Origin of the sequence: Mycobacterium asiaticum, from assembly GCF_001668675.1 — a bacterium.
Lineage (GTDB): Bacteria > Actinomycetota > Actinomycetes > Mycobacteriales > Mycobacteriaceae > Mycobacterium > Mycobacterium asiaticum_D.
This window is the reverse complement of sequence record NZ_LZKQ01000212.1, coordinates 22,403-48,772: the sequence shown is the minus strand read 5'-3', so window position 1 is coordinate 48,772 and position 26,370 is coordinate 22,403. Positions and strand designations below refer to the sequence as shown.

Sequence of the window (26,370 nt, the reverse complement as noted above, 5' to 3'; positions counted from 1 at the left end):
CGGGCGCTGATCGAAGCCGCCTGGGCCAAACTGGCCGCCCCCGGCATGGCCCACCCCGACGACGACACCCCCCGGGTCGATGGGGAACCCGACGAGGACACCGCCCGCGGTGACACCCGCAGCACCGGCCAGCGCAACCACGACGCCCTGGCCGCCGCCATCCGCACGTTGTTCGCCTCCGAACAACTCGGCCAGCACCGCGGCCTACCCGTGACCGTGATCGTCACCACCACCCTCAAAGACCTCGAAGCCGGCACCGGCAAGGCCCGCACCAGCGGCGGGTCCCTGGTGCCGATGGCCGATCTGATCCGCATGGCCGCCCAGGGCGCTCACCACTATTTGGCGGTCTTCGACCAGGCCAAACCCCTGGCGTTGTATCACGCCAAACGTTTCGCCAACCCCGCCCAACGGCTCATGCTGCACGCCCTGGACCGCGGCTGCACCCGCCCGGGCTGCGACCAACCCGCCTACCACAGCGAGGTCCACCACGTCACCGGCTGGACCACCACCGGGCGCACCGACATCACCGACCTCACCCTCGCATGTGGACCGGACAACCGACTGGCCGAAAAAGGCTGGACCACCCGCAAAAACACCCGCGGCCACACCGAATGGCTCCCACCGGCCCACCTCGACCACGGCCAACCACGCATCAACACCTTCCACCACCCGGAAAAACTCTTCGCGGACAACGACGATGACGATGCACCGTAGCGACCGGCGGTTACCGAGCCGACGACGTCGCGACGAGTGCGGCGTCGACCGCCAGCACACCGTCGATCACTTCCAGCAGCCGGTCTGCCGCACGGTCGACGGAGAATCGCTGCGCGTAATGTCGCGCTGCATCGGCGCCATGACGGGCCGCGCGGGCCGGGTCGGCCAGTTCGTCGAAAGTGGCCGCCAGACCGGCGATGTCGTCGACGGCGATCGGGGGACACCCCGGCGGTTGATATTCGGACAGTCCGCCGACGTTGGACACGATCGGTGCGACGCCCAGCTGCATCGACAGCACCTGCACCCCGCTTTGGGAGGCGCGCCGGTAGTGCGCGACTGAACCCTTGGCCCGGGCCAGGGTGCTGATGACTTCGGTGTACCGATACCGTCCCGAGCGCCAGCGGGTGTGGGGCGGCAGACTCCCGGCATCCACCAACCCATCGCCGATGAGCACCAAATCGTCGCCGCGCCAACCTGTTCCGTCGACATGGCGTTGCCAGGCCCGCAGCACCACGTCCAGGTTCTTGTACGGGTTCAGCCGGCCCACCATGACAAAATCACGCCGGGCCTCGGCCGCGGTCGGCGGCGGAACCAGCGTCGGGTCCAGGTCACTGGTCAGCGGCGCGACATGCACGGGTGTGCCGGCCACGTCCCGGCGATCGGCGACGCGTGCGGCAACGTAGTCGCTGTAGGTGACGGTGGCCGCCGAGCGGGCACCCCAGCGGTCGAATACCGCGAGTTCGTAGGTCGGTCGCTGTTCGGCGGCGTCATGGGGACGGTCGTCGTGTATCAGCTGAATCCGGGGTGCGCTGCCGGCCAACGCGATCCAGCGCGGGTCGCGCACCAACTCGGTGACCACGACGTCGGGTCGGTAGGCGCGGACGCGGCGCCATGCGGCCAAGCTGTCCGGCCAGGTGGCCGCCGTCCGGAACCGTGGGTCGAGCACGAGTTCATAGTCACGGGCGGTGTCGGACTCCGGGTGCTGGTCGGAGGTCACCAGCAGCACCTCGGCCCCGAGGCGGCCCATCGCTTCGGCCTGCACGCGCGCGAGCGGCCGCAGCCATGGCGAAAGCCAGAGCACCCGCACCATGGTTATCCGTTTCCGCTGGGGCCGTAATCTACCCACCAGCGGCCCTCGAATTGGGGGTAGGCGCGGCGTACCTCACCGAACAGGTCCGGCAGGGTCAGCAGCACGCGGTCGGGGTCGGCGGTGGTCAACTGCTCAGGGGAAATGATCGGGACATCGGTGCCAGGAATCCTGCGGCCCTGTTTGCCCGGTGAGGCGTCGGCGATCCCCGCCAACAGCTGCCGGTCCACCTTTGCGATGTTCAGCAAAGCGGGCACCCGCGAGCCGGCGCCGTAGCCGTAAACCGTGCGGTTGGTATCCGCCTGCAGCACAAGCCAATCGCGCAGCTGCGCGGCGTGGCTGTCGACGGCACGCTGCAGGCGCTGCAGCACGAGCGCATCGGTCACGCCGAAATGGCTCTCCCGGGACAAGATCTCCCGCACGCGCTCGTCGGGCTCCACGTGGCCGTGTACGGCAGCTACCAGAATGGTTCCGGCGTACAGATCGAACTCCCATGCGGTGGCCACACTCATCCCCACGGCGGCAAGTAGATTGACCAGCGCCGTCAACGAGTAGTAGGCGAAGTGGCCGTGGCGCAAGGCAGTCCACTGTCCTTCGCTCACCATCGTCATCAAGGACGGGAATTGAATCAGCAACACGCCGTCGGGCGCGGTGACCTTCGCGCGCTGCGCGAAACCAGACCGCTGATGCGGGTCGTGCGTGATGCCGAAACAGTCGAGCACCACGTCGGCGACTTCTCCCGCTCCGATGGCTTCGGAAAACCCGCGTTCGGCGAGTAAGGGTAACCACGTCCCGCCGTGCGGGCTACCGAACTCGCGAACCGTGTTCCCACGCAGCCAACCTGCCTCGGCGACTTGCCGTACGGCGTCGGCGGCCTGATCCCTCAGCGCTTGCGGTTCGATGCCGCGCGGCTCCTCGGTAACCGTGTCGTCGTCGGCTAGTTGTGCCAGGCCGCAACCAACGCAGAGATCCATTGCCAACGGATGCGCCGATTCCTCGGGGCTGATCGGATCGCTCGCCAACGGAAAGTGGTCGGCCGCGGGCGCTTTCCCCAGATCGAGCACCCGGTGCAACTCGGTGCCGCCGCAGGCCCGGCAGCCGCGGGCGGTCATCAGCGGACCGCCGCCGTCGTCTTGGCCTTGCGTGCCATATGCAGGGTCGGCAGGGGATAGACGATCTGGCCGCCCCACTCGGTGACGTAGCTGAGTTGCTCGGTGAGCTCGGATTCCAGGTTCCAGGGCAGCACCAGCACCACGTCCGGTCGGTCGCGGGTGATGACCTCCGGGTCGTGAATCGGGATGCGGGTGCCGGGTGTGAAATGCCCATGCTTGTAGGGATTCCGGTCTACCGTGTACTCGAGGAGGTCGCTGCGGATCCCGCAGTAGTTGAGCAAGGTATTGCCCTTGCCAGGGGCGCCGTAACCGACGACGCGCTTTCCCTCGGCCTTGCATTTGAGCAGGAAGCGCAGCAGATCATGGCGCGCCTGCTCGGTTCGCTGGCGCAGCTTCAGGTAGCCCTCCGGACGGTGTAGGCCGGCCGCCTCTTCGATGCGAAGGATGTTGGTCACTCGCGCCGACGGTGCGCCGGCCACCTCGATCGGGCGGGCCCAGACGCGGATCGATCCGCCGTGGGTGGACAGCAACTCCACGTCGACGACGGCCAGGCCCGCGCTGGCGAGGGCGTTGATCGCCGAGTAGACGGTGTAGTACTGGAAGTGCTCGTGGTAGATCGTGTCGAATTGCCCGAGGATGACCAGGTTCAGGGCGTGGTGCACTTCGATGCTCAACCAGCCGTCGTCAGCGAGCAGACCGCGCAGCGACTGGGTGAAGCCGCGCAGGTCGGGTATGTGTGCGTATACGTTGTTGGCCACCACCAGGTTCGCCGGACCGTGCTCGGTGCGCACCCGCTGTGCCACCTGCTGGTCGAGGAACTCCGAGACGGTCGGCACTCCCCGATCGGCCGCTGCCGCACCGACATTCAGTGACGGTTCGATTCCCAGGCAGGGAATCCCCCTGGCCACCGCGTGTTGCAGGAGGTAGCCGTCGTTGCTGGCGACTTCCACCACGAACGAGTCGGCTCCCAGCCCGAGCCGCTTCGCCGCCTGCTCGACGAAGGTCTCCGCATGCTGGACCCAACTGTCGGAATACGAGGAATAGTAGGCGTATTCGGTGAATGTTTCCTCGGGTGTGATCAGCGCGGGTATCTGCAGCAGCAGGCAGTCCTCGCACAGCCGCAGGTGCAGCGGGTAAGTGGCCTCGGGCACGTCGAGTTCTGCGGCGGCAAGGATTTTCTCGCAGGGCGGCGTGGCGCCCAGGTCCAAGACGCTGAGCATACGGTCGGAGTCGCATAAGCGGCAGATCATTGTCTCTCGATTCGTCGTCGTGGGGTCGGTTGGCGTGGCTGGGCGGTGGTTTCACATCACCGCGCCGATCGCGTCGAGATAGGCATCGGTCATGGCGGTGACCGTGTAGTGCTTTTGCATCCGCTCGAACCCGCGACGCCCAACCTCGGGCAGCCCGCCGGGGTCGGCGAGGATCTCGGCCAGCCGACTCCGCCACGCCGCCACGGAGACCGGTTCGACGACGAACCCGGCGCTGCCGAAGTCCAGCATCTCCGGGACGGCGCAGATGCCCGATGCGGCAACCGGCACGCCTCGCGCCATGGCTTCCAGGATCACCAGCGGGAAAGCCTCCGAACGGCTTGGCACGCAGAGCAGATCGGCCTCGGCCAGCGCCGGAGCGGGACCGGGCGACCACCCGTGCCACCGGACTCGATCGCGCAGCGACCGCGGGGTGCGGGCTTCGAGCTTCGCGCGGTCCGGTCCGTCACCGAAAATCGAGAGCCGCCAAGGCAGGTCGGTCAGACCCGCCAGTGCCTCGATCAGCAGATCGGGGTTCTTGTGCTCGACGATGCGGGACAGCATCACCAGGTGCGGCGGCGCTCCGGCCACCCGCACGCGCTGCGGCAGTTCACCAGTGCAGGCGACGCCATTGGGCGCCACGAAGGGTTGCCCGCTCAGCCGGTGATGCGAAGTCAGCATCTCCCAATGTCGTTGTGCCAGGACGATGAAGCCGTCCGCCCGGTGCATGGCGGCGGTCAGCGGCCGTGAATAGATCGGCCCGTCCTCGGCGGGCGGCACATGCGGCGCGACCAGCCAGCGTCGGTCCCGGGATGCCGCTCGCCACAGCGTCGCGAACCCCGTTTCGGTGTTGGTGTCGCCACTGATCAATACGGCCGGCCCGGCGGGTAGGTCCACCATGGGCGCCCACCACGGCTGGCGCACCACCCGCACGCTGTGCGGAATCTCCTTGATCAGTGGCCCGAACCGCTGCATGCACACGATGGTGACGGGGTAACCGCGGCGATCCAGTTCGGCCGCCAACAGCGCCTTCTGCCGTTCTGCGCCGCCGTAGACCAGACGGTTGGTGGTAATCACGATCGGTGGCTTGTCGGTGCGACGAGCTTCGATGGCGCGGTTGCGCACCGCACGTTTGGATCGCTGCACGCGGTCCAGCAGGGCAGTGCCGGCCAGGTAGGCATCGGCGTGATGCACGCTCTCGCGCCGTTCCAGCAGCAGGGCGATGTTGGCGCGCAACAGATCCCGGTTGCGGAACCGTTCGACGGTGGAGACCTCTGCGCCGTGCGCCGAGACCGGATCGCCGGCGCTCTGAGCAGGCGCGGGGTTGCCGTGGTCGACGTCGAGTTCGTCGGCGAGCAGAATGCGCCAGCCGGCCGCGGCTGCCCGCTCCTGCCAATCGGTTTCCTCCCCGTAGAGGAAGAACTCCTCGTCGAATCCGCCGATCTGGTTCCACGCCTCGCGGTTGATGGCCAGACAGATCCCGGCCACGTACCCGTCGATGCTTTCGGATTCGGCCGGCTGCCTTCGATACAGGTGTGAGATCGGTGTTCCCCGCAGGCGGTCGGAGTAGCCGGCGGCGGCCACCAATGCGCGGGTCAGGGTGCGGCGGCGCGTGGCGATGTCCCACCGCTGCGGGCCGGGCGCCCCGATGTCCTGGATCAGCGGTGACACGGCGGCCACACCGGGCCGGTGCAACAGCTGCCGGGTCCGCGTCAGCGGTCCCTTCAGCCGCGTATCGGCGTTGAGCAGCAGCAGATCGGTATCGGCGGGGGTGTGTGCCACCAACGCGTTGAAGGCTCCGCCAAAGCCCAGGTTCACCGGTCCCAGCACCCAGTGAACATCCGGGTGACGCGCGGCCAGCTCCTCCCGTCCGGGGTACGTATCGCCGCTGTTCTCGTAGACGTAGACCGGCAGTTCGGGCGCGTGTTCGGCGAGACTGGCCAGGCACTGCTCCACCAGGTCATGGCTTTTGTAAGTCACGATCAGCGCCGAGAGCGGACGCTCGAGGCCCAGCGGAACCGGCTCTGCCGTTGGGGGTTTCAGATACGCCCGATCCAACTCGGTTGTCATGGCATCACCTGTCTTCCGAACAGCGAAGTCAACATCGACCATTTGACCGGGCCGATCATCATGTTGGCGGCCAGATATGTCGTCGCGGCGGCGGCCAGCACGAGCACCACGTGAGCACCCGTCAACAGCAACACCACCCCGGCGCTGACTGCCATTGGGACCAGCAACCGCAGCAGGAACTGCACCGGGGTGCGGTAGCCGCAGCGGCTGCGCAGTCGCCAGCTGGCCAGCGTCATGCCGAACAGCTCGGTGCACACCAGGGCGATGCCGGCGCCGACGGCACCGAACCGACTGTCCAGAGCCAGGTTCAGCACCACGTTGACGATCAGCGTGGCCACGAACAATCGGAAGAAGAACCGCTGCTCGTGGCTGGCGAACAGGCCTTGCCCCAGGGTTCCGGTGACGAACCGTAACGACGCGGCGACGAGCAGCAGCGCCAGTGTCGGTGCGCCGCGACTCACGAAGTCGCGGTCGCCGAACAGATGGATAAGCGGTGCGGCCAGCATCGAACCGACCACGGCGACCGGGAGGGCGACAAAGAACATCAATTCCACACTGCGGCGCAAGAATCCGACGTAGGCATCGATATCGCGGGAGTAGAGCGCGGTGGCGGTGGACAACGTCGACTTCTGGAAGAACACCGACAGCGCCTCGGTATTGAACGCGATGGTGTAGGCGAGCCCGTAGACGCCCACCTCGGCGTGGGCGCTCAGCAGCGACAGGATCACGCCATCAGCGCGCCAATAAAGGATTCCCAGCACCGCGACGCCCATGAGCGGCAGGCTTTCCCGCAGCAAGTTGAAGGACTCGCCCGCCGAGAAGACGGGACGCAGCTTGATGTGGCGTGCCGCGGCCGCGCCCTGGATCAGCAACTGTACGACGGGTGGGATGAGTTGTGCGACCGCGAACCAGATCACGTCTTCGCGCGTTGCCACCAGCCAACTGACCATGGCCAGGGTACCCAGCCGGCCCGCGACGTCGGAGATGGCCACCGCGGCGAACCGGACCGTGGACAAGAAGACCGGCTCGAACCGGGTCCGCATCGTCAGCATCAGCAGCTGCCCGGACAACACCACCAACATCACGCGAACGTCGGCGTCGCGATAGATGAGCCACCCAGTAGCGGCCGCGATAACCGCCAAGGGGACGCAATACACCAGGGACAAGCCACTATTGACCCGGACCAGCCGCTCCAGCTCCCCGCGTCCTGAGGTCACACGCCGCACGATCACGGTGCTGATACCGAGATCGGTCATGCTGGTCCACATGCCGATGAAGGCCACCGCCACCATGAGCTGGCCGTAGCGGCCCGGCCCCAGGTAGCGGGCAGTCATCGCCACCGACACCACCGAGGCCAGCATGCCCAGTGCACGGCAGATCAACTGGATAGAGAACGCGTGCGCGATCCGCGCCTGTGGCACGTCGGCGCCGGGCGGATGCCCCGCCGCGTGCTGCGAGGGCTCGGAGGTCCCCGCCACGCCGGCATCCCCCGCAGCCTCGGTCACGGCGCCGCCGTTCATCTAGTACGCCCCATCGCTGGCCAACACCGCTTTGAGGGTGCGGGCGATGATCACGAGATCGCCTGCCATGGACCAGTTGTCGACGTATGACAGGTCGAGCCGGACCGAGTCCTCCCAGGACAGGTCGGATCTCCCGCTCACCTGCCACAGGCCGGTAACCCCCGGCTTGACCAGCAGTCGCCGCTTGACCTCTCCGTCGTAGTTCTCCACTTCCCGCCGCAGGGGCGGTCGCGGGCCCACCACACTCATGTCCCGCTTGAGTACGTTGATGAACTGCGGCAGTTCGTCGATGCTGTAGCGGCGCAGGATCTGGCCGACCGGTGTGACCCGCGGGTCCCGGTGAATTTTGAACAGCATGCCGGCGCCCTGGTTCAGCGGCAGTAGGCTTTCGATTTGCTGGTCGGCATCTTCGACCATGGTGCGGAACTTCAGCATGGTGAAAGGTCGACCGTCCAAACCGATCCGCTCGGCGCGATAGAAGATCGGTCCCTTGCTGGTCATCCTGATCGCTGCGGCGGCGGCGAAGAGGAGCGGCGCCGTCGCGACAAGGGCGAAGAGGGCGAAGCAGAAGTCGAACGCCCGCTTCTGAATGCGTTGCGTACCTTCGTATTGCGGCTTGTCGACGTGCAGCAGCGGAAACCCCGCGATGGGCCGCATGGTCAACCGGGCGCCGGCGACGTCCATGACGCCCGGTGACACCACCAGGTCGACGTCGAGGGTCTCGAGTTGCCACATCAGCTCTCGGATGCCATGCACACCGAAATGTTCGGTACGCGTCACCGCGACGGTGTCGGCGCCGCACTCCTCTAGCGCCGCTACCGCGCTGGTCTCGTCACCCAGGATCGGGATCTCGCGGTCCTGAACGGTGAGGGTCTCACCGCGCCGCGGCCCGTACCCGGGGATGCACACGCCGACGACGACATATCCGTCTTTCGGGCTGCGGATCAACTCGTAGGCCAGGTGAGTGACTCCGGATCGGTCGCCGATGGCCAGAACCATCGTCTGGTAGTGGCCCTGTGCACGCCTGTGCCACACGTACTTTCGCCACAGATTGCGACTGGCCAGCAGGCCCAGGGTGCCCACCGGAAGCGCGACGGCGAGGTAGCCGCGGGCCAGTTCGATCTTGGCGAGCAGGGTGACCATCGCGATGATGCCGAACACGGAGAACGATGCGCTGGCGATGCGTCGGTACTCGTCGATACCGGCGCCGATGATGCGGGGCGACCGAGTGTGGAACACCGATATCGACGACAGCCACAGCATTGCGAACAGGCAGGAGAACAGCGTCATCACCGGGCCCGGGTAGCCGGACATATTGGGGGAGTCGCCGAACCGGACCAATTGCGCGAGCATGATTGCCGTACAGACGATTATCGAGTCGGTAATCCGTAGCCGTGCGGAATACTGCTGCTGCCAGCGTTGAATGGTGCCGCTGCCCGGACTGCGGACGGCGGGTGACAAGCCGGTATGGGCGTGCAGTGTTGCCGTCATGCTGGCCGCTCCCTCACTCATGCTGACGCCGCTTCGCCTGCGGTGCCGGAGGTTTCGACATGACCCCGGATGCCCGCACCGGTGTAGTAGGCGCCGGGGTAACAGATCAGCTGTGCGCGTGCGGCGCGCAGCAGCGCCAGGGGGCCCTGCAACAGATAGCGCCGGGCTAGTCGGCGCGGTTCGCGCGTCAGCCGGTAAAACCACTCCAGTCCGCTCCGCTGCATCCAGCTGGGTGCCCGGCGGGTCATGCCGGCCAGAAAGTCGATGGCGCCACCCGACGGCAGAAAGACCCGTGCACCCGTCGCGTGCCCGTACCGGTCGACCCACAACTCCTGGCGCGGCTTTCCCAGGCTCACCACCAGGATGTCGGTGCGCGCCGTGCGGATCGCCGAACACAGTGCTTCAGAACGAAATTCGACATCGTCCGGTCCGGGCGCCCACATCCCCGAGACCGTCAGTGCTGGATATCTTTCCTCGAGGTACCGGGACAGCAGCTGATGGGTTCGGCTGCTGCCGCCGAAGAATCCGACCCGCTGGTTGTTCGCCTCGGCCAGTGTCAGTACCGCGGGAAGCAGGTCGGCTCCGGTGACCCGAGGCCACGGCTTGGAGGTCAGCAACTGCCCCCGCCATGCGATCGGCATCCCGTCGGCCAGCAGCAGCCATTCCAGCATCCCGCTGGGAGCGGCGCCCACCGTTCGGAAGTGGTGCAGGTGATCGAGGTTGACCGATCCCACCGCCAGACCGCGTTCCGAACCGGAACTGAGGTGGGAATCGATCAGCGCCAACACCTGGTCGGTGTCACAACGCTCAACGATGCTGCCGCTGACGACCATGCGTACGGCGGCTGCGGGCAGCGTGTCGTGGGCCATGTCGACTCACCCGAGACGTTCTTCGCTACTGCTGATCATGATGCCTCACCCGTCAAAAGTGGCCAGCTGGCGTCCTTTTCGGATATGACAGTGACGGGCAGCGGCCACTCGATTCCGAACATCGGCTCATTCCAGCGGAAGTTCTCTTCACTGTTCGGCTGATAGGGGCCGCTGATCTGGTAAAGGATCTCGGTGTCGTCCGTCAGTGTCTGAAAACCGTGCGCCACGTAGGGCGGCAAGAACAGGGCGCGGCGGTTGTCGGCACTGAGCTCGACCATCACGTGCTTGCCGTATGTCGGTGATTCCGGCCGGACGTCCACGGCGACGTCGGCAATGGCGCCGCGGATGCAGCGCACCAGCTTGGCCTCGGCGTGCGGTGGCACCTGGCGGTGCAGGCCGCGCACCGTGCCGCGGGTTTGGTTGAAGCAGATGCTGGTCTGTGCGACCTCGGGAATCAGCCCGTGTTGGGCGAATTCGGCGGCGCAGAAAATCCGGCTGAAAAACCCGCGGTGGTCCCGGTGCGGCTCGATGTCGATGATCGTCACGCCCGCGACTTGCGTGGGTGTGTATTTCATGCGGATCCCCCTGTTATCCCCTCTTGCGATTCGCATTCGACTGCGACTGGACATTGCGCTACGGGCTTGAGTCGCCGGCGATCTGACCCATTACCGGCCTTTCCGCCACACCAGTTTTTCCACCACGAAGGCCTCGGCGTACCGCGACCTGCTCTGCACGCCCCGGACCCGCATCAGGCCCAAAAACGTCTCCTCGTCGAACCAGTCCCGTCCGGTCTGGGAGGGGTAGCACTGCTCAAGGAGCCGTGCCTTGCGGTGCGCCACCTCATCTGGGATCGGTACGTACAGTGTGGGATTCGGCAAATCCGACTCCCACTTGAGAATCTCGTAGCCCAGCACCAGATGCGCGCGGAACTCGGTCGGGATGAGCTTGCCGAGCAGGCGATGGTCCTGGTGGTAGTCGTCGCGCTGCGGGCCGATCACCAGGTCTGGTTCACAACCGCGGCGAAATTCGGCGAGTTGTCGCTTGACCGCTCCCCAATGCTCGGGCAGGCGCCCGTCCGGTAGATCGGCCACGGTCAACCGCACGTCTGCTTGGGGGAAGAACGCCGCGAAGGCGCCCTTCTCCTCAATCTCGCGTTCGGTCCCGGCGCCTGTCAGCACCAGCGCGTAGATGACGACTTCGGGACGTTCGCCCGCGATCTGCGCCAGCGTCGCGGCGGCGCCGATGAGGATGTCGTCACAGTGAGCACCAATGACGGCGACCGACTGGATGTCGTCGTCGGAGGTCAGCGGGTTCATGCCGGCTGCGCGGTTTGCTGTGCTGCTTCCCAGGCCGCCCACGGGCGGATGCCCCGGTTGTAGTCGGCGTCGAGCTCGGCGCGCTCCTTGAAGGTGTCGGCCGGCTTCCAGAAGCCGTGATGCTCATAGCCCAGCAGCCGTCCGGTACCGGCCAGCGCCATGCAGGCATCGCCGACCAGGTCACCGTTTTCTGGAATCAGGTCGATCACGTCCTGGCGCAACACGAAGTAACCGCCGTTGACCCAGATGGGGAACTTGGCGATTGGGGCGATCTCCTTGATGTCGCCGTCGGAACCGACGTCAACGCAGTGGAACGAGGACTGCGGCGGCACCACGAGCATCGACGCGGCGGCGCCGCTGGCGTGAAACCGCTCGATCATGGTGTCCAGCGGCGCGTCAGTCAGCACGTCGGCGTAGTTGGCCAGGAAGTATTCGTCGTCACCGAGGTACTTGCGCACCCGGCGCAGCCGCTCGCCGATGGGCGATTCCAGGCCGGTGTCAACGAACGTGACGGTCCAGTCGGACATGTCGGAGTCCAGCAACTCGACTTCGCCACCCCTCATGACGAAGTCGTTGGACTCGGTTTCGCGATAGTTGACGAAGAATTCCTTGACCAGCGCCTGGCCGTAGCCGAGGCAGAGGATGAACTCCTTGTGCCCGTAGTGCGCGTAGTAGCGCATCACATGCCACAACAGCGGCCGTGGGCCGACCATCTGCAGCGGTTTGGGTACCAGATCGCCGTCGGCACTGCGCATCCGCATGCCGTATCCGCCGCAAAAAAGTACGACCTTCATTGCAAGCCCCCCTTTAGGCCGAACACAACTTGTCGCTTCCCCCGGGCGAACCGCCGATCGGCGGTGTCCCAGGCCGCCGGTCGAACTGAAAACTCGTTCTATGCCCGCCAGCTATTATACATACTAGACGTATGGAAACAAGCCAATAAGATGACTTATAGTACGTACGGCTGCCGAAAGTCGGTCGCGCGAGCATTTTGGGGTCTACAGCGAAGCGCCGCGGCCGTTGGATGCGTTGGTCCGATGCACACCAACTGCTGCCCACCCGCGTTGCGCTGGACTCTGGGTACCCGAAGGGCGCCATCGGCCCAGCTCAGACGGTGCCGTATCCGGCTGACGGCGGCTGGGCCATCACCGTGGGAACCATGCCGTAGCGAGGGCCCGGGCCGGGGCCCTGGCTAGCCGCGCGCGGCATTCCGCCAACCAAGCCGGGTGGCAAACCGGCCGCGCCATTGCCGCCTGCGCTCGGCAGCGCGGAACTGGCGCCGGTGAGGTGAGCCGTCGGGATCACGCTGGTCCATGTCGCCGGGACCGACAGCGAACCCAAACTGGCCGCTTGGCCCATGGCGCCGAGCACACCTGCGCCGGCCGCCTCAGCGCCGCTGGCCGCTGCACCGGCGGCCGCTTCGGCGGCGCCGATGGCGGCCTCGGCGGCCTGCTGGGCCGCGGTTGCGGCCATGCCTTGCATGGTCTGAGCGATGCTCAACAGGCTGCTCAGGGCAAACAGCGGCATGGTAGCGATGTTCATGTAGTTGGCCACGTCCCCGGTGGATGAACCAAACGGGATCGCGGTCGTGGCCGCCGTCGGTGCGCCGGTCAGCGAGGCCGGTGTCGACATGCCCCGCAGCGTCGTGGGCAGCGAGTTGACCAGCGAAGCCAGCTTCGACTGCGTTGCCGCGGCCTCGCCGGTGGCTTGCGACACCGCTGCGGCCTGCGCGGCCGTGCCCGCGGGGTTGGTGACTTGGGGTGGCGCCTGGAACGGCGTCAGCGCCGAGGCCGACGCCGAACCCGCGGCATAGCCGTACATCGCCGCGGCGTCCTGGGCCCACATCTCGCTGTAGTGGGCCTCGATCGACGCGATAGCCGGCGAATTCTGGCCGAAGAAGTTCGTTGCCACCATCGTCGCCAGCAACACCCTGTTGGCGGCGACCACCCCGGGCGGCACCGTCATCGCGTATGCCGCCTCATAGGCGGCGACGGCGGCCCTGGCCTGGGCCGCGGCCTCCTCCGCCTGGGTGGCCGTGGCGCTCATCCAGACCGCGTACGGCGTGGCCGCCGATACCGCGGAAATCGCCGCCGGTCCCAGCCATGGCCCGCTGGTCAGGCCCGCAATCACGGCGTCATAGGCAGACGCCGCCGCTCGCAGTTCGGTAGCCAACCCGTCCCACGCGAAGGAGGCATCGAGCAACGGGCCGGCGCCCGCGCCGCTGTACATCCGCGCAGAGTTGATCTCCGGTGGTAGCGCGCCGAAATCCATCGCAGACCCCACCCGTCATCCGGCCGTAGCTGCGTTGGCAGCCTCGGTGGCGGCATAGGACGCCGCGCTGACGCGCATGACCTCGACGAACATCTCGTGGATTGCCGCGGCCTGAGCGCTGACGGCCTGATAGAGCTGGCCATGAGCGGCGAATTGCAAGGCGGTGAGCGCGGACACCTCGTCCGCGGCAGCCGGCGCAACAGCGGTGGTCGGAACCGCCGCTGCGGCGCTGCCGGCGCCGATCGATATCCCGATGCCCTGCAAAGTGTTGGCCGATGTAGCTAATGCTTCTGGCTGAGTGATGACAAACGACATGGAGCCTCCCCCTACCCGAACGACTGCCTGTCGGGTGCCGCGGTCCCCATTTGAGCCGGAGGGGTGGATGCTTCAGACCCTGTGAAATCGCCCGTAGCCCCCACGCCACCCACGCCCAAACCGCAACTCCCCTTAAAGGCAACTATACATACTTTTAGAACGATGCCAAGTGCTGAGGACAACCTAGAGTATTTTTGAGTACGCGTATGCGGTCACATTGGCGTGGAGAGCCACAGGTTGGGTTCTGGCTTGATAACCTCACAGATGGCGCACAAAAGGGGCGTCGGACACAACGGTGACTGCTTTACCACTGACGAACCGGCCACCTGTGAGGAAGGCATCGCGATGGTGAAGGTGATCGCTCGAAGAACCGGTCGTTGCCTCGGGGCGCGGTCCGACGATCTCCGCGGGTCATATGTCGACTGAAACGGCGGACGGACGAGCGGACACCACCCGGCAACAGATTCTGCGGGCCGCAGCACACCAATTCGCGCGCCGCGCTTATCACGACGTCGGGCTGGACGACATTCTCGCCGAAGCCGCGTTGACCAAAGGCGCGATGTACTTCCACTTCCGCTCCAAGCACGCGCTGGCGGTTGCGATCATCGAGCAGCACAAGGACGAAGGACGCGCCGCGGTTGAGGATCTCCTGGCGCGTCAGCTCTCGGGGCTGGAGACCCTGATCGACTTCTGTTATCTGGCTGCGGTGCGAGAGATCAGTCAGGATGTGGCCCGAGCTGCTTCGCACCTCATCGAATCGGTCGGCCGAACCGAAGGGTTGCAGGCTCAGCTGTTGGGCGGCTGGACGGACCTGCTGGCCGACGTGGTGAAGCGCGCGATCGCAGAAGGCGACGTCATCGAAGGATGGGACCCGCGAGACATCGCACGGCTCATCGTCTCGATGTACATGGGGCTGCGGCAGACCAGCGATTTGGATGACCCGCAGCGGTACCTGCTCGATCTCGAGAAGAACTGCATGCTGGTGTTAGCGGGCATCCTGCAGCCGGACCGACTCGACTACTTCAAACAGTTCATCAGACGGCGCACCACCTTGGCGGTCAATTCGCTGGCGGCCACGGCGACCGCCGGCTGAATCGGCTCGGGGCGTTTGGCACGCACGATCGAAAACCCGATAGGAGCGACTGCTAATCTTGACCGGCTGACCAGGAAGAACGACTCGAGGCGCTCCGGACTTAACCGGATCGACATCATTGTGGAGGTGCGGGAGAGCGATGGCGCGCCAGGTGCGGTCCGAGGTAACCCGACGCAAGATCCTTGACGCCGCGATTGACGTCTTCGGTGAGGTGGGATACGCCGCTGCCGGCTGGGGCACGATCATCGAGCGGACCGGCATGACCAAAGGCGCGCTCTACCACCACTTCGATTCCAAAGAGGCGCTCGCTTCCGACATCATCGACGAGGGCGCCGAGGTGCTCGTCGGTGCCTTCCGCAGTGTGTGTGGCTCAGCGTCGCCCGCACTGGAAAACATGATTCACGGGACCTTCGCCCTCGCGCAGGTTCTGACGTCGGACAAGACCGCCCGCGCGGCCGAGCAGTTGATCGCCGCACTGGCCGGATTCAACGACGCGGCCTCCCGCTGCTGCGCGGCGTGGATCTCGGAGATGGCCGTCCAGGCCGCCCGCGCCATCGCGGAGGGCGATCTGCGCGAGGACATCGACCCGGAACGACTCAGCGAGTCGATCGTGGGGGCGATGTTCGGGTCGCGATTGCTGTCGATCTCGATGTCGCGCATCCGCAGCGGCGAAGGCATCATCGAGGAGCTCAACGAGCGGCTCAGTCAGCTGTGGATGCTGCTGCTGCCAGGCATCGCGGCCGAGACGTCGCTGCCCTACTTCCGGCAGTTCCTGGCTCGCGAGGCTCTCCGCCACAGCCAATCCGCCGCGCCGGCGGCTGCCGCTGCCGGGCCCGCCGCGGAAAGCTAGGTATTACGCGCTCACGGCGCGGCGACGGCGGTCCTTGACGATCCGGGCCGGAACGCCGCCGACGTCGACGTCGTCGGGCACCGGTTTGGTGACGACAGCTCCCGCATAGATGCCGACGCGGCTGCCCACGTCGACGCCGAGAACCATGGCGCCGGGGAAAATGAAGACGTCATCACCGATGGTGGGGTACTCGCCCGGGCGTCCCTCACCGATCGTCACCCCTTGGTGTATCCGGCAGTTCGCGCCGATCCGGGCGCGGTGATGGATGTGGACCCAGCCGACGTGGGCGACGGACAGGCCGGGCCCGAATGCGTTGAGCGGTATGCCAAATCCGAGTCGCTCGCCCAGGAACTTGAGCCGCAGTCGCAGGTACGCGGCCACCAAACGACCGGCCGGCGTTCGCGCGGTGTTGGTCCAGTACTCCGTCTTGCGCAGCATGCGCTGGAAGTAGGGCGCGCGATGCATGATCCGGTAGCGATGCCGCCATCGGTCTAAACCCTGAGCATGCAAGTCAGCAGCGAGGTACGACTCCAAGTCGTTGCGAGTCCTGATCACCCGTAAAACCATACAACAGGTATCAAAAGCAGCCTATACCAATACTTATGGTTCGTGGGAAATCCTCGGAAGCGAAGTCGAACAAAGGCCGATCAGATGAGTCGATGGGTCTCTTCGCAGCCCCGAGATGCGACTTAGTACCCGTCAGACGGTCAAATTAAACGTTCCCCGCCGGTGAGAATGATCACCGCGCCGCGGCGGCCTAGAATCGGCCTCAGCGCTCTTCTTCCCAGAGTTGTTCGGTCAGATCCTGGAATGCGGCCAGGGCAAATTTGTCGTCAGCGCGCATCACGGCGGACCTGCTCATCAAGGCTCGGACCACCGATCCGTCCTTATGGGCCAACTCGACGACCATGTTTGCCAGGGCGTGCACGAAGGACAGCAGCGAGGACTCTTCTTCTGGTGCCTGGTGGAAGATTTCGTGAAACCGCAGCGCAAGGACCTCTTCGGGGTCGCAGCCGACCATTTGGGCGAACGCCGAATTGGTGAACAGGATGCTGCCGTCGTCAGCGATCGCAAGGACCGGAACCGGTATTCGCTCGAGGACCACCAGCGCAGGCAGTTGCTTCAAGGTGGTCATCGGCGACTGGGCTGGTTGCCGATTCCGTCTTCGTTCCACAGCCCGATTATGGCCTATCGCCGAAATTCCGCGAACACGCTTGCTTGCAACGCGTTCCGGTCATCCGCCCGTCACTGCGTTCCGCTCACTCGGCTTCGGGGTCGGATGCTCGCCTCGTTCGCGTCACTGCGTTCCGCTCACTCAGCTTCGGGGACCTGATAGCGCGGGAACACTCCCACCGGAGTCGGCAGCGCGATCCCGGGCGCCAGTCGGACCGCGGTCGCGGCGAACGTTCGCTGATCCGCACCCTGCCCGAGCAGATCCAGCAACTTGCCCGCGGATTCCGGCATTACCGGTTGCACCAGCAACGCCGCGATGCGGACGACCTCGCACGTCACGTAGAGGGTGGTCCGGAACCTGTCCTGATCGTCGTCCGACTCGCTCTTGCGCAGCACCCAGGGCTGCTGCGCCGAGAAGTATTTGTTCGCGTCGCCGAGCATCAGCCAGATCGCCTCGAGCGCCAGATGCATCGCCTGGACATCGAAGTGCCCGCGTACCCGTTCCAGCAGCCCATCGGCCGTCGCCAGCAACTCCCTGTCGGCGTCGATGAACTCCCCAGGCTCGGGCACCACTCCGCCGAGGTTCTTGGCCACCATCGACAACGACCGCTGCGCCAGGTTTCCAAGTTCGTTGGCCAGGTCGGTGTTGACCCGGGTGATGATCGACTCGTCGCTGTAGGAGCCGTCCTGCCCGAACGGGATCTCCCGCAGCAGGAAGTAGCGCACCTGATCCGCGCCGAACGTGTCGACCAGCGCCACCGGGTCGACGATGTTGCCCACCGACTTACTCATCTTCTCACCACGGCTATACAGGAACCCGTGCGCGAAAACCCTTCGGGGCAAATCGATTCCGGCCGACATCAGAAATGCAGGCCAATACACGGCGTGGAAACGGATGATGTCCTTGCCGATCATGTGCAGATCGGCCGGCCAGTACCTCGTGTACAACTGCGAGCCCGTGTCGGGAAAACCCGCACCGGTCAGATAATTCGTCAGCGCGTCGACCCAGACGTACATGATGTGGTCGGGATGCCCGGGCACCTGCACGCCCCAGTCGAACGACGTACGCGAGATGGAAAGGTTGTCCAGCCCACCCGAGACGAAGCTGATGACCTCGTTGCGGCGGGTCTCCGGTGCGATGAACTCGGGGTTGTCCCGATAGTGTGCGAGCAGTTTGTCCGCGTACTCCGACAGCCGGAAGAAGTAGGTCTGCTCCTCGGTCCAGGTCACCGGAGTGCCGGTCTCGACCGCGATGCGGGAACCATCCTCGAGCAGCTGGGTCTCCGACTCGACGAAGAACCGCTCGTCCCGGACGGAGTACCACCCGGCGTAGTTGTCCAGATAGATGTCGCCGGCGGCCTCCATGCGACGCCAGATCTCCTGCGACGCCGCGTGGTGATCGGTGTCGGTGGTGCGGATGAACCGATCGAAGGAGATGTTGAGTTTCTCCTGCATGCGTTGGAACACATCGGAGTTGCTGCGCGCCAGCTGGGCGGTCGGGATGCCCGCGGCGGCCGCGGCCTGCGCGACCTTGAGCCCGTGCTCGTCGGTTCCTGTCAGGAACCGGACGTCGAACCCGTCGAGCCGCTTGAATCGCGCGATCGCATCGGTGGCGATGTATTCGTACGCGTGACCCATGTGCGGTGCGCCGTTGGGATAGGCGATCGCGGTGGTGACGTAATAGGGCGCCGGTGGATTCATCGGGAACCAACCCTAGTGGGGTGGCGCCGGCCCGCGCGTGTGGACATATCGTGTGCGCGTGAGCTCCAACCGGTCTGGCCGACGAGAAGCGCCGCCCGCCCCGGAGCCGCTGTCGCCGTTGATCGACGCCCATACCCACCTCGACGCGTGCGGAGCGTCCGACGCCGAGGGCGTCCGCGCCATCGCTGATCGGGCGGCCGCGGTCGGCGTGGCCGCCGTCGTCACCATCGCGGATGACCTGGATTCGGCGCGCTGGGTAGAACAGGCGGTCCAGTGGGACCCGCGGGTCTACGGCGCGGTGGCCCTGCACCCGACCCGAACCGATGCCCTCACCGACGCCGCCCGCAGCGAGATCGAACGATTGGTGGCCCATCCGCGCGTGGTTGCGGTCGGGGAGACCGGCATGGACATGTACTGGCCCGGCCGGTTGGAGGGGTGTGCCCAGCCCGACGTACAACGCGAGGCCTTTGCCTGGCACATCGACCTGGCCAAGCGCACCGGCAAGCCGTTGATGATCCACAACCGAGAGGCCGACCGGGAAGTGCTGGATGTGTTGCGGGCCGAGGGCGCGCCGGACACAGTGATCTTTCACTGTTTCTCGTCCGGAAGTGAGATGGCTCGCACTTGCGTCGACGCCGGGTGGCTGCTCAGCCTGTCCGGCACGGTGAGCTTCCGAAACGCGCGTGACCTGCGCGAAGCCGTTCCGTTGATACCGATCACACAACTTTTGGTGGAAACCGACGCGCCATTCCTGACTCCGCACCCATACCGTGGTGCAGCGAACGAATCGTACTGCCTGCCTTATACCGTCCGCGCCCTCGCTGAGCTGCTAAATCGCAGCCCTGAGGAATTGGCGGAAATAACGACGAGCAACGCCTGCCGCAATTACGGGCTGGAAATCGGGCCGGCGGCGTAATCCCTGGTCGACCCCGACACGGACATCTTCGAGTTGCTCAGCATTGGAGGGTTCGTTACCGTCTTGTGATCGAACGGGTGGGCCTCTGGGCCCATTTCGTCATTTCAGCTGAATATGGTCGGAAGCTCGTTCTGAGGTGTTGCTGCTGAGGGTTGTAGTGGGTCGGGACAGACTTGGACTTGGAATAGACATTGAGACTGCTTACTAAACTTCATCAAACTGAATCGCCGTTGTTGCGCCTGGTACTGGGCGCCTTCCTATTGGCACTGGCATTCGCTGGAGGGTATGCGGTATCCGCATCCAAGACCGTGACGCTGACCGTCGACGGAACCTCCATGCAAGTAGCGACGATGAAGTCGCGGGTCATCGACATCGTTGAGGAGAACGGGTTCTCCGTCGACCAGCGTGACGACCTGTTCCCGGCCGCAGACGCCTCGGTCTCCGACGCCGCCAACATCGTGCTGCGGCGTAGTCGGCCGCTGCAGATCTCGCTCGATGGCCAGAACACCCACCAGGTGTGGACCACCGCGTCCACCGTCGACGAGGCGCTGGCTCAACTCGCGTTGACCGACACGGCGCCGGCAGCGGCTTCTCGCGCCAGCCGCGTGCCGTTGGCGGGTATGGCCCTGCCGGTCGTCAGCGCCAAGACCGTTCAGCTCAACGACGCCGGCGCGGTCCGGACGGTGCATTTGCCGGCGGCCAACGTCGGCGAGTTGCTGGCCGCCGCAGGAGCGCCGCTGGTCGACAGCGACGAGGTGGAGCCGGCCGCCAACAGCCCGATCGTCGACGGGATGGAAATCCGCGTGACCCGTAACCGCATCGAGCGGGTCACCGAGCGGATGCCGCTGCCGCCCCCGGCGCGCCGCATCGAGGACCCGGAGATGAACATGAGCCGGGAGATCGTCGAGGACCCGGGCGCCCCAGGTGTCCAGGACGTCACATTCGCGGTGGCTGAGGTCAACGGCGTCGAGACGGGTCGGCTGCCGGTCTCCAACACCGTGGTCGAACCGGCCCGCGAAGCGGTGGTGCGAGTGGGTGCCAAGCCGGGCACCGAGGTGCCACCCGTCAGCGACGGCGGCGTTTGGGACGCCATCGCCGGCTGTGAGGCCGGTGGAAACTGGGGCATCAACACCGGCAACGGGTATTACGGCGGCGTGCAGTTCGACCAGGGGACCTGGGAAGCCAACGGCGGGCTGCGTTACGCCCCGCGGGCCGACCTGGCCACCCGCGAAGAGCAGATTGCCGTCGCCGAGGTGACGCGGTCGCGTCAGGGCTGGGGCGCCTGGCCGGTGTGCAGTGGACGGGCAGGTACGCGCTGACCATCCGGCTGCTCGGGCGCACCGAGATCAGGCGGTTGGCCAAAGAGCTCGATCTACGACCGCGGAAGTCGCTCGGTCAGAACTTCGTTCATGACGCCAACACGGTGCGTCGGGTGGTCGCCGCCTCCGGTGTCGGCAAGTCCGACACCGTGCTGGAAGTCGGACCCGGCTTGGGCTCGCTGACATTGGCGCTGCTGGAGCGCGGGGCGGCGGTCGTCGCCGTCGAGATCGATCCCGTGCTGGCGGCCCGCCTGCCGCAGACGGTCGCCGAGCACTCCAGCAGCGAAGTGCAGCGACTCATCGTCGTCAACCGCGACGTCTTGACGCTGCGCAGGCAGGATCTGACGGTCGAGCCCACCGCGGTGGTGGCGAACCTGCCCTACAACGTCGCCGTTCCGGCGCTGCTGCATCTGCTCGCCGAATTCCCCTCCATTCGCGTGGTGACCGTGATGGTGCAAGCCGAGGTCGCCGAACGCCTGGCCGCCGAGCCCGGAGGTAAGGAGTACGGCGTGCCCAGCGTCAAGGTGAATTTCTTCGGTCGGGTGCGGCGCTGCGGCACGGTGCCGCCCACTGTCTTCTGGCCCATCCCGCGCGTCTATTCGGGGCTGGTACGCATCGACCGGTACGAGGCCGCGCCCTGGCCCACCGACGAAGCGTTCCGCAAACGGGTCTTCGAGCTGGTGGACATCGCCTTCGCGCAGCGGCGCAAGACGACTCGCAACGCGTTCGTCGGGTGGGCGGGATCGGGGAACGAATCCGCGAATCGGTTGCTGGCGGCCAGCATCGACCCCGCCCGGCGCGGGGAGACCTTGTCGATCGAGGACTTCGTGCGACTGCTGCAGCGTTCCGAAACGCCCGACGGCACCGGCGGCAACGGCCCCAGCCCGGCGCCGCTTCCGGCCGGCTGAGCCCGCTCTGATGAGCGGCACCGGTGGTGCCGCTACGTGTGGTTCGGTGCTCGCAGCGATAGTCTGCTGCGGTGTCTGACGGCAACACCGCCGAGTTGTGGGTGCCCACCGGGTCGGTCACCGTTCGCGTTCCTGGGAAGGTCAATCTCTATCTGGCCGTCGGTGATCGCCGCGACGACGGCTATCACGAATTGACCACCGTCTTTCACGCCGTCTCGCTCTTCGACGAGGTGACCGTTCGCAACGCCGACGTGCTGTCTCTCGAGCACGTCGGCGAGGGCGCCGACCGACTGCCGACCGACGAGCGAAACCTGGCCTGGCGGGCGGCCGAACTGCTGGCCGACCATGTCGGTCGGGCGCCCGACGTGTCGATCCTGATCGACAAATCCATCCCGCTGGCCGGGGGAATGGCCGGCGGCAGTGCGGACGCGGCCGCGGTGCTGGTGGCGATGAACTCGCTGTGGGAGCTCAACCTGCCCCGGCGCGACCTGCGCATGATGGCCGCACGGCTGGGCAGCGACGTGCCGTTCGCGTTGCACGGCGGCACCGCGCTGGGCACCGGCCGCGGGGAGGAACTGGCTACGGTGCTGTCCCGCAACACTTTTCACTGGGTCCTGGCGTTCTCCGACAGCGGATTGCTGACCCCCGAGGTGTACGGCGAACTGGACCGGCTCAGGGAGACCGGGGATCCGCCCCGGCTGGACGAGCCCGGTCCGGTGCTGGCGGCGCTGGCCGCCGGCGACCCGCACCAACTCGCGCCGCTACTGGGCAACGAGATGCAGGCGGCCGCGGTCAGCCTGGATCCGGCGCTGCGGCGGGCCCTGCGGGCGGGTGTGGAGGCCGGGGCGCTGGCCGGGATTGTGTCCGGTTCGGGCCCGACATGCGCGTTCCTGTGCCCAACCGCCGCGTCGGCGGTCGACGTCGGCACCCAGCTGTCCGGAGCGGGCGTCTGCCGCACCGTGCGGGTCGCTTCCGGGCCCGTGCCCGGCGCCCGAGTGGTACCCGCACCGGCAACGGATGCCTGACGCCGTTAACGCGGTTGTGACATGCGACTCACTGCGCGGCTCAGTTTGGCACTTCTTTAAGAGATGCTTAAGATAATCGGCGGTGACGAGTAGCGGTAGGCACGCAGCCCCTCGCGGGACCGCTGTTTCATCACCGAATCGAGACCTAACCGCTCCCCAACTGTGTGCGCGCGCCTGCTTCAAAGCGAGATCTAGCAGGTGGAATATGAAAAGTCGGGCCGTGGGGAAAGTGCCGGAACCGAGGAGGTTTGCGTGAGCAGGTTTACCGAGAAGATGTTCCGCAATGCCCGCACCGTTACTACGGGCATGGTCACCGGTGAACCTCACGAACCCGTCCGGCACACCTGGGGCGAGGTCCACGAGCGCGCTCGCTGTATCGCCGGTGGCCTCGCCGCCGCTGGGATTGGACTCGGCGACGCCGTCGGCGTCCTGGCCGGCTTCCCGGTGGAGATCGCCCCGACCGCTCAGGGCCTGTGGATGCGGGGCGCCAGCCTTACCATGCTGCACCAGCCCACGCCGCGCACCGACCTGGCCGTGTGGGCCGAAGACACGATGACCGTCATCGGCATGATCGAGGCCAAGGCCGTCATCGTCTCCGAACCGTTCCTGGTCGCCATCCCGGTGCTCAGGGAAAAAGGTGTGAAGGTCCTTGTGGTCGCCGACCTGCTGGCGTCGGAGCCGACCGACCCGATCGAGGTCGGCGAGGACGACCTGGCGCTCATGCAGCTCACGTCCGGCTCCACTGGATCTCCCAAAGCCGTCCAGATCACCCACCGCAACATCTACTCCAACGCCGAGGCGATGTTCATCGGCGCCGAGTACGACGTCGACAGGGACGTCATGGTCAGCTGGCTGCCGTGCTTCCACGACATGGGCATGGTCGGCTTCCTCACCATCCCGATGTACTTCGGGGCGGAGCTGGTCAAGGTCACGCCGATGGACTTCCTGCGTGACACGCTGCTGTGGGCCAAGCTGATCGACAAGTACAAGGGCACCATGACCGCGGCGCCCAACTTCGCCTACGCGCTGCTGGCCAAGCGGCTGCGCCGCAACGCCAAGCCCGGCGACTTCGACCTGTCGACGCTGCGCTTCGCGCTGTCGGGCGCCGAGCCCGTCGAACCCGCCGACGTCGAGGACCTGCTCGATGCGGGCAAGCCGTTCGGGCTGCGTTCGTCGGCGATCCTGCCCGCCTACGGGATGGCCGAGACCACGCTGGCGGTGTCGTTCTCCAAGTGCAACTCGGGTCTGGTCGTCGACGAGGTGGACGCCGACCTGCTGGCGGCGCTGCGCCGGGCGGTGCCCGCTACCAAGGGCAACACCCGCCGGCTGGCCACGCTGGGCCCGCTGCTGAAAGACCTCGAGGCCCGCATCGTCGACGAGCAGGGCAATGTGATGCCGCCGCGCGGTGTGGGTGTGATCGAGTTGCGCGGCGAATCGCTGACGCCCGGCTACATCACCATGGGTGGCTTCATCCCGGCCCAGGACGAGCACGGCTGGTACGACACCGGCGACCTCGGCTACATCACCGACGAGGGCCACATGGTGGTCTGCGGCCGCGTGAAGGACGTCATCATCATGGCGGGCCGCAACATCTACCCGACCGACATCGAGCGGGCCGCCGGCCGCGTCGACGGCGTCCGTCCGGGCTGTGCGGTGGCGGTGCGCCTGGATGCCGGACATTCGCGGGAGTCGTTCGCCGTCGCGGTCGAGTCGAATGCCTACCAGGACCTGGCCGAGGTGCGCCGCATCGAGCACCAGGTGGCGCACGAGGTCGTCAAGGAGGTCGACGTGCGGCCCCGCAATGTGGTGGTGCTCGGGCCCGGGACGATCCCGAAGACGCCGTCGGGCAAGCTGCGCCGGACCAACTCGGTCACGCTGGTCACCTAGTCCTGGCGAACAGACGCGAAAGCCCCCGCACGCTCGGCGTGTCGGGGGCTTTAGCGTCTGCTCGCGCAGCTCACTACCAGGCGTGGACGCGGTTCTGCGCGGGCTCCAATCCCAATTCGAGCAGCAGCTCGGTGGCGTCGGCGGCCTGCTCGCAGATCGTCGGGACCTCAGTACGCTCGGCCGCGGTGAACGCCTCGAGCACGTATGCCGCCGGATCCTTGCGCCCGGGCGGACGGCCGATCCCGATGCGCACGCGCTGAAAGTCCTTGGTGCCCAACGCCGAAGCCACCGACCGCACCCCGTTGTGACCGCCCTCGCCGCCGCCCAGCTTGAGCCGGATACGCGCGAACTCCAGGTCGAGTTCGTCGTGGACGACGATGATGTCGGCCGGCGGCACCGAGTAGAACTTGGCCAACGGCCCGACCTGCCGACCGGACTCGTTCATATAGCAGCGCGGTTTGGCCAGCACCACCGAGCGGCCGCCCAGCCGCCCGGTCACGATTTCGGCACCGGAACGCTTGTGCGCCTTGAACTTTGCGCCCAGCCGGGCGGCGAGCACGTCGGCAACCATGAACCCGAGGTTGTGCCGGGTCCGGGCGTAGGTCTCACCCGGATTGCCCAGGCCGACCACAAGTAGCGGTTCGGCCACGTCGCGCTACTCGGACTCGTCGGTGGCCTCGGACTCGCCGGCTTCTTCCTCGCCGGCAGCCTCGGCCGCCTCGCCCGCTTCGGCACCACCCTCTTCGGCAAGGTCCTCGGCGGTCGGCGCCTGCACGACGTTGACCACCAACAGGTCGGGGTCGGAGATCAGGTTGACGCCGCTGGGCAGCTCGATCTGGCCGGCGGTGAACTGGGTCCCCGCCTCGGCACCCTCGACCGAGAGGGTCAGCTGCTCGGGGATGGAGAGCGCCTCGGCCTCGATCTCGATCGCGTTGGTCTCCTGGGTGACCAGGGTGTCCGGTCCGGCCTCGCCCTCGACGAGGACCGTAACCTCTACGGTGACCTTCTCACCGCGACGGACCACCAGCAGGTCGGCGTGCTGAATGGTGCGCCGGATCGGGTGGATGTCGATCGACTTGGTCAGCGCGAGCTGCTCCTTGCCGGCAATGTCCAGCGTCAGCACGGCGTTGGTGCCCGCGTGGCGCAGCACGGCCGCGAAGTCGTGTCCGGGCAGTTCCAGGTGCTGCGGGTCGGCGCCGTGGCCATAGAGGACGGCGGGGATTTTGCCCTCGCGGCGGGCCCGGCGGGATGCGCCCTTGCCCGTCTCGGTACGCACCGTGACGCTGAGCTGGTTGCCTGCGGATTTAGCCATGTCTCGCTCCTGTGTTTAGGGCCTATGTCTAGGGCACGGCCAGGGAGCGCGACAGTCTAGGAAAGTGATGTCGGTCTCCGTCGATAACGGTGTGCTGGCATTTTGCCGGCCACCCTCGCCGTGACGCCTGGTCAGGGTATCGCATCCGCGGGGCGCAGCGGAAATCGCCGGCCG

At 66.4% G+C, this 26,370-nt stretch carries 25 protein-coding genes; 8 read left to right on the top strand and 17 right to left on the bottom strand.

The window, feature by feature from the left end; genetic code table 11:
- A partial coding sequence (locus tag A9X01_RS18530) for an HNH endonuclease signature motif containing protein (RefSeq protein WP_065122149.1) occupies positions 1-714 on the top strand: 714 nt, incomplete at its 5' end.
- A gap of 10 nt (positions 715-724) precedes the next feature.
- Here the strand turns inward: A9X01_RS18530 and A9X01_RS18525 are convergent.
- The 12 genes from A9X01_RS18525 to A9X01_RS18470 all read right to left on the bottom strand — a co-directional run bounded on the left by A9X01_RS18525 (position 725) and on the right by A9X01_RS18470 (position 14,012).
- Entirely contained in the window at positions 725-1,795 is a 1,071-nt protein-coding gene (locus tag A9X01_RS18525; protein WP_172832559.1) for a glycosyltransferase family 4 protein, read from the bottom strand.
- A gap of 11 nt (positions 1,796-1,806) precedes the next feature.
- Positions 1,807-2,913, bottom strand: coding sequence for a class I SAM-dependent methyltransferase (locus tag A9X01_RS18520; protein WP_065122147.1), 1,107 nt, complete (start codon positions 2,911-2,913; stop codon positions 1,807-1,809).
- Complete coding sequence (locus A9X01_RS18515) at positions 2,913-4,163, bottom strand: class I SAM-dependent methyltransferase (RefSeq protein WP_065122146.1); 1,251 nt, start codon at positions 4,161-4,163, stop codon at positions 2,913-2,915. Before A9X01_RS18515 ends, A9X01_RS18520 begins: the two co-directional genes overlap by 1 nt.
- A 51-nt stretch (positions 4,164-4,214) precedes the next feature.
- Entirely contained in the window at positions 4,215-6,230 is a 2,016-nt protein-coding gene (locus A9X01_RS18510) for a glycosyltransferase (RefSeq protein ID WP_065122145.1), read from the bottom strand.
- Complete coding sequence (locus A9X01_RS18505; protein WP_065122144.1) at positions 6,227-7,750, bottom strand: flippase; 1,524 nt, start codon at positions 7,748-7,750, stop codon at positions 6,227-6,229. The genes A9X01_RS18510 and A9X01_RS18505 overlap by 4 nt, the downstream gene beginning before the upstream one ends.
- On the bottom strand, positions 7,751-9,241 hold the full coding sequence (locus A9X01_RS18500; protein ID WP_065122153.1) for a sugar transferase: 1,491 nt from the start codon (positions 9,239-9,241) through the stop codon (positions 7,751-7,753).
- A gap of 17 nt (positions 9,242-9,258) precedes the next feature.
- Positions 9,259-10,110, bottom strand: coding sequence for a WecB/TagA/CpsF family glycosyltransferase (locus A9X01_RS18495; RefSeq protein ID WP_253849178.1), 852 nt, complete (start codon positions 10,108-10,110; stop codon positions 9,259-9,261).
- A gap of 35 nt (positions 10,111-10,145) precedes the next feature.
- A complete protein-coding gene (gene rfbC, locus A9X01_RS18490) occupies positions 10,146-10,685 on the bottom strand; it encodes a dTDP-4-dehydrorhamnose 3,5-epimerase (protein WP_065122143.1) in 540 nt (179 codons plus the stop codon).
- Positions 10,686-10,775: 90 nt separating this feature from the next.
- The gene (locus A9X01_RS18485) at positions 10,776-11,426 is read right to left on the bottom strand and encodes a PIG-L deacetylase family protein (protein ID WP_065122142.1); all 651 of its coding nucleotides are present in this window, start codon (positions 11,424-11,426) and stop codon (positions 10,776-10,778) included.
- A complete protein-coding gene (locus tag A9X01_RS18480; RefSeq protein ID WP_065122141.1) occupies positions 11,423-12,220 on the bottom strand; it encodes a glycosyltransferase family protein in 798 nt (265 codons plus the stop codon). Before A9X01_RS18480 ends, A9X01_RS18485 begins: the two co-directional genes overlap by 4 nt.
- 313 nt (positions 12,221-12,533) lie before the next feature.
- Positions 12,534-13,697: a PPE family protein gene (locus tag A9X01_RS18475; protein ID WP_065122140.1), complete on the bottom strand. Its 1,164-nt coding sequence runs from the start codon at positions 13,695-13,697 to the stop codon at positions 12,534-12,536.
- Between the two features lie 15 nt (positions 13,698-13,712).
- Positions 13,713-14,012, bottom strand: coding sequence for a PE family protein (locus tag A9X01_RS18470; protein WP_065122139.1), 300 nt, complete (start codon positions 14,010-14,012; stop codon positions 13,713-13,715).
- A gap of 415 nt (positions 14,013-14,427) precedes the next feature.
- On the opposite strand from A9X01_RS18470, the gene A9X01_RS18465 reads away from it, so the two are divergent.
- Positions 14,428-15,105 carry a TetR family transcriptional regulator gene (locus A9X01_RS18465; RefSeq protein ID WP_065122138.1) on the top strand — a complete coding sequence of 226 codons (678 nt, stop codon included), beginning with the start codon at positions 14,428-14,430 and terminating at the stop codon, positions 15,103-15,105.
- 139 nt (positions 15,106-15,244) lie between these two features.
- The gene (locus A9X01_RS18460; protein ID WP_065122137.1) at positions 15,245-15,955 is read left to right on the top strand and encodes a TetR family transcriptional regulator; all 711 of its coding nucleotides are present in this window, start codon (positions 15,245-15,247) and stop codon (positions 15,953-15,955) included.
- Positions 15,956-15,958: 3 nt separating this feature from the next.
- On the opposite strand, the gene A9X01_RS18455 is transcribed toward A9X01_RS18460, so the two are convergent.
- The 3 genes from A9X01_RS18455 to metG form a co-directional block, all read right to left on the bottom strand.
- On the bottom strand, positions 15,959-16,510 hold the full coding sequence (locus A9X01_RS18455) for a serine acetyltransferase (protein WP_065122136.1): 552 nt from the start codon (positions 16,508-16,510) through the stop codon (positions 15,959-15,961).
- Between the two features lie 214 nt (positions 16,511-16,724).
- Positions 16,725-17,090: a PAS domain S-box protein gene (locus A9X01_RS18450; protein WP_051545788.1), complete on the bottom strand. Its 366-nt coding sequence runs from the start codon at positions 17,088-17,090 to the stop codon at positions 16,725-16,727.
- Positions 17,091-17,266: 176 nt separating this feature from the next.
- Entirely contained in the window at positions 17,267-18,829 is a 1,563-nt protein-coding gene (gene metG, locus A9X01_RS18445; RefSeq protein ID WP_065122135.1) for a methionine--tRNA ligase, read from the bottom strand.
- Between the two features lie 52 nt (positions 18,830-18,881).
- Between metG and A9X01_RS18440 the strand changes: the two genes are divergently transcribed.
- The 5 genes from A9X01_RS18440 (at position 18,882) to A9X01_RS18420 (ending at position 24,884) form a co-directional block, all read left to right on the top strand.
- Positions 18,882-19,745, top strand: coding sequence for a TatD family hydrolase (locus tag A9X01_RS18440; RefSeq protein WP_065122134.1), 864 nt, complete (start codon positions 18,882-18,884; stop codon positions 19,743-19,745).
- A 191-nt stretch (positions 19,746-19,936) separates the two neighbouring features.
- Positions 19,937-21,064 carry a resuscitation-promoting factor gene (locus tag A9X01_RS18435; RefSeq protein WP_065122133.1) on the top strand — a complete coding sequence of 376 codons (1,128 nt, stop codon included), beginning with the start codon at positions 19,937-19,939 and terminating at the stop codon, positions 21,062-21,064.
- Positions 21,037-21,972, top strand: a complete 936-nt coding sequence (gene rsmA / locus A9X01_RS18430; protein WP_155772152.1) for a 16S rRNA (adenine(1518)-N(6)/adenine(1519)-N(6))-dimethyltransferase RsmA — start codon at positions 21,037-21,039, stop codon at positions 21,970-21,972. The genes A9X01_RS18435 and rsmA overlap by 28 nt, the downstream gene beginning before the upstream one ends.
- Positions 21,973-22,043: 71 nt before the next feature.
- On the top strand, positions 22,044-22,997 hold the full coding sequence (locus tag A9X01_RS18425; RefSeq protein WP_216638928.1) for a 4-(cytidine 5'-diphospho)-2-C-methyl-D-erythritol kinase: 954 nt from the start codon (positions 22,044-22,046) through the stop codon (positions 22,995-22,997).
- A gap of 252 nt (positions 22,998-23,249) precedes the next feature.
- Positions 23,250-24,884 carry a fatty acyl-AMP ligase gene (locus A9X01_RS18420; RefSeq protein ID WP_065122151.1) on the top strand — a complete coding sequence of 545 codons (1,635 nt, stop codon included), beginning with the start codon at positions 23,250-23,252 and terminating at the stop codon, positions 24,882-24,884.
- Positions 24,885-24,957: 73 nt separating this feature from the next.
- Here A9X01_RS18420 and pth read toward each other — a convergent pair whose 3' ends face one another.
- Together pth and A9X01_RS18410 are read right to left on the bottom strand one after the other, a co-directional pair.
- On the bottom strand, positions 24,958-25,533 hold the full coding sequence (pth, locus tag A9X01_RS18415; protein ID WP_065122131.1) for an aminoacyl-tRNA hydrolase: 576 nt from the start codon (positions 25,531-25,533) through the stop codon (positions 24,958-24,960).
- Between the two features lie 6 nt (positions 25,534-25,539).
- On the bottom strand, positions 25,540-26,196 hold the full coding sequence (locus tag A9X01_RS18410; protein WP_065122130.1) for a 50S ribosomal protein L25/general stress protein Ctc: 657 nt from the start codon (positions 26,194-26,196) through the stop codon (positions 25,540-25,542).
- Positions 26,197-26,370: the final 174 nt, after the last annotated feature.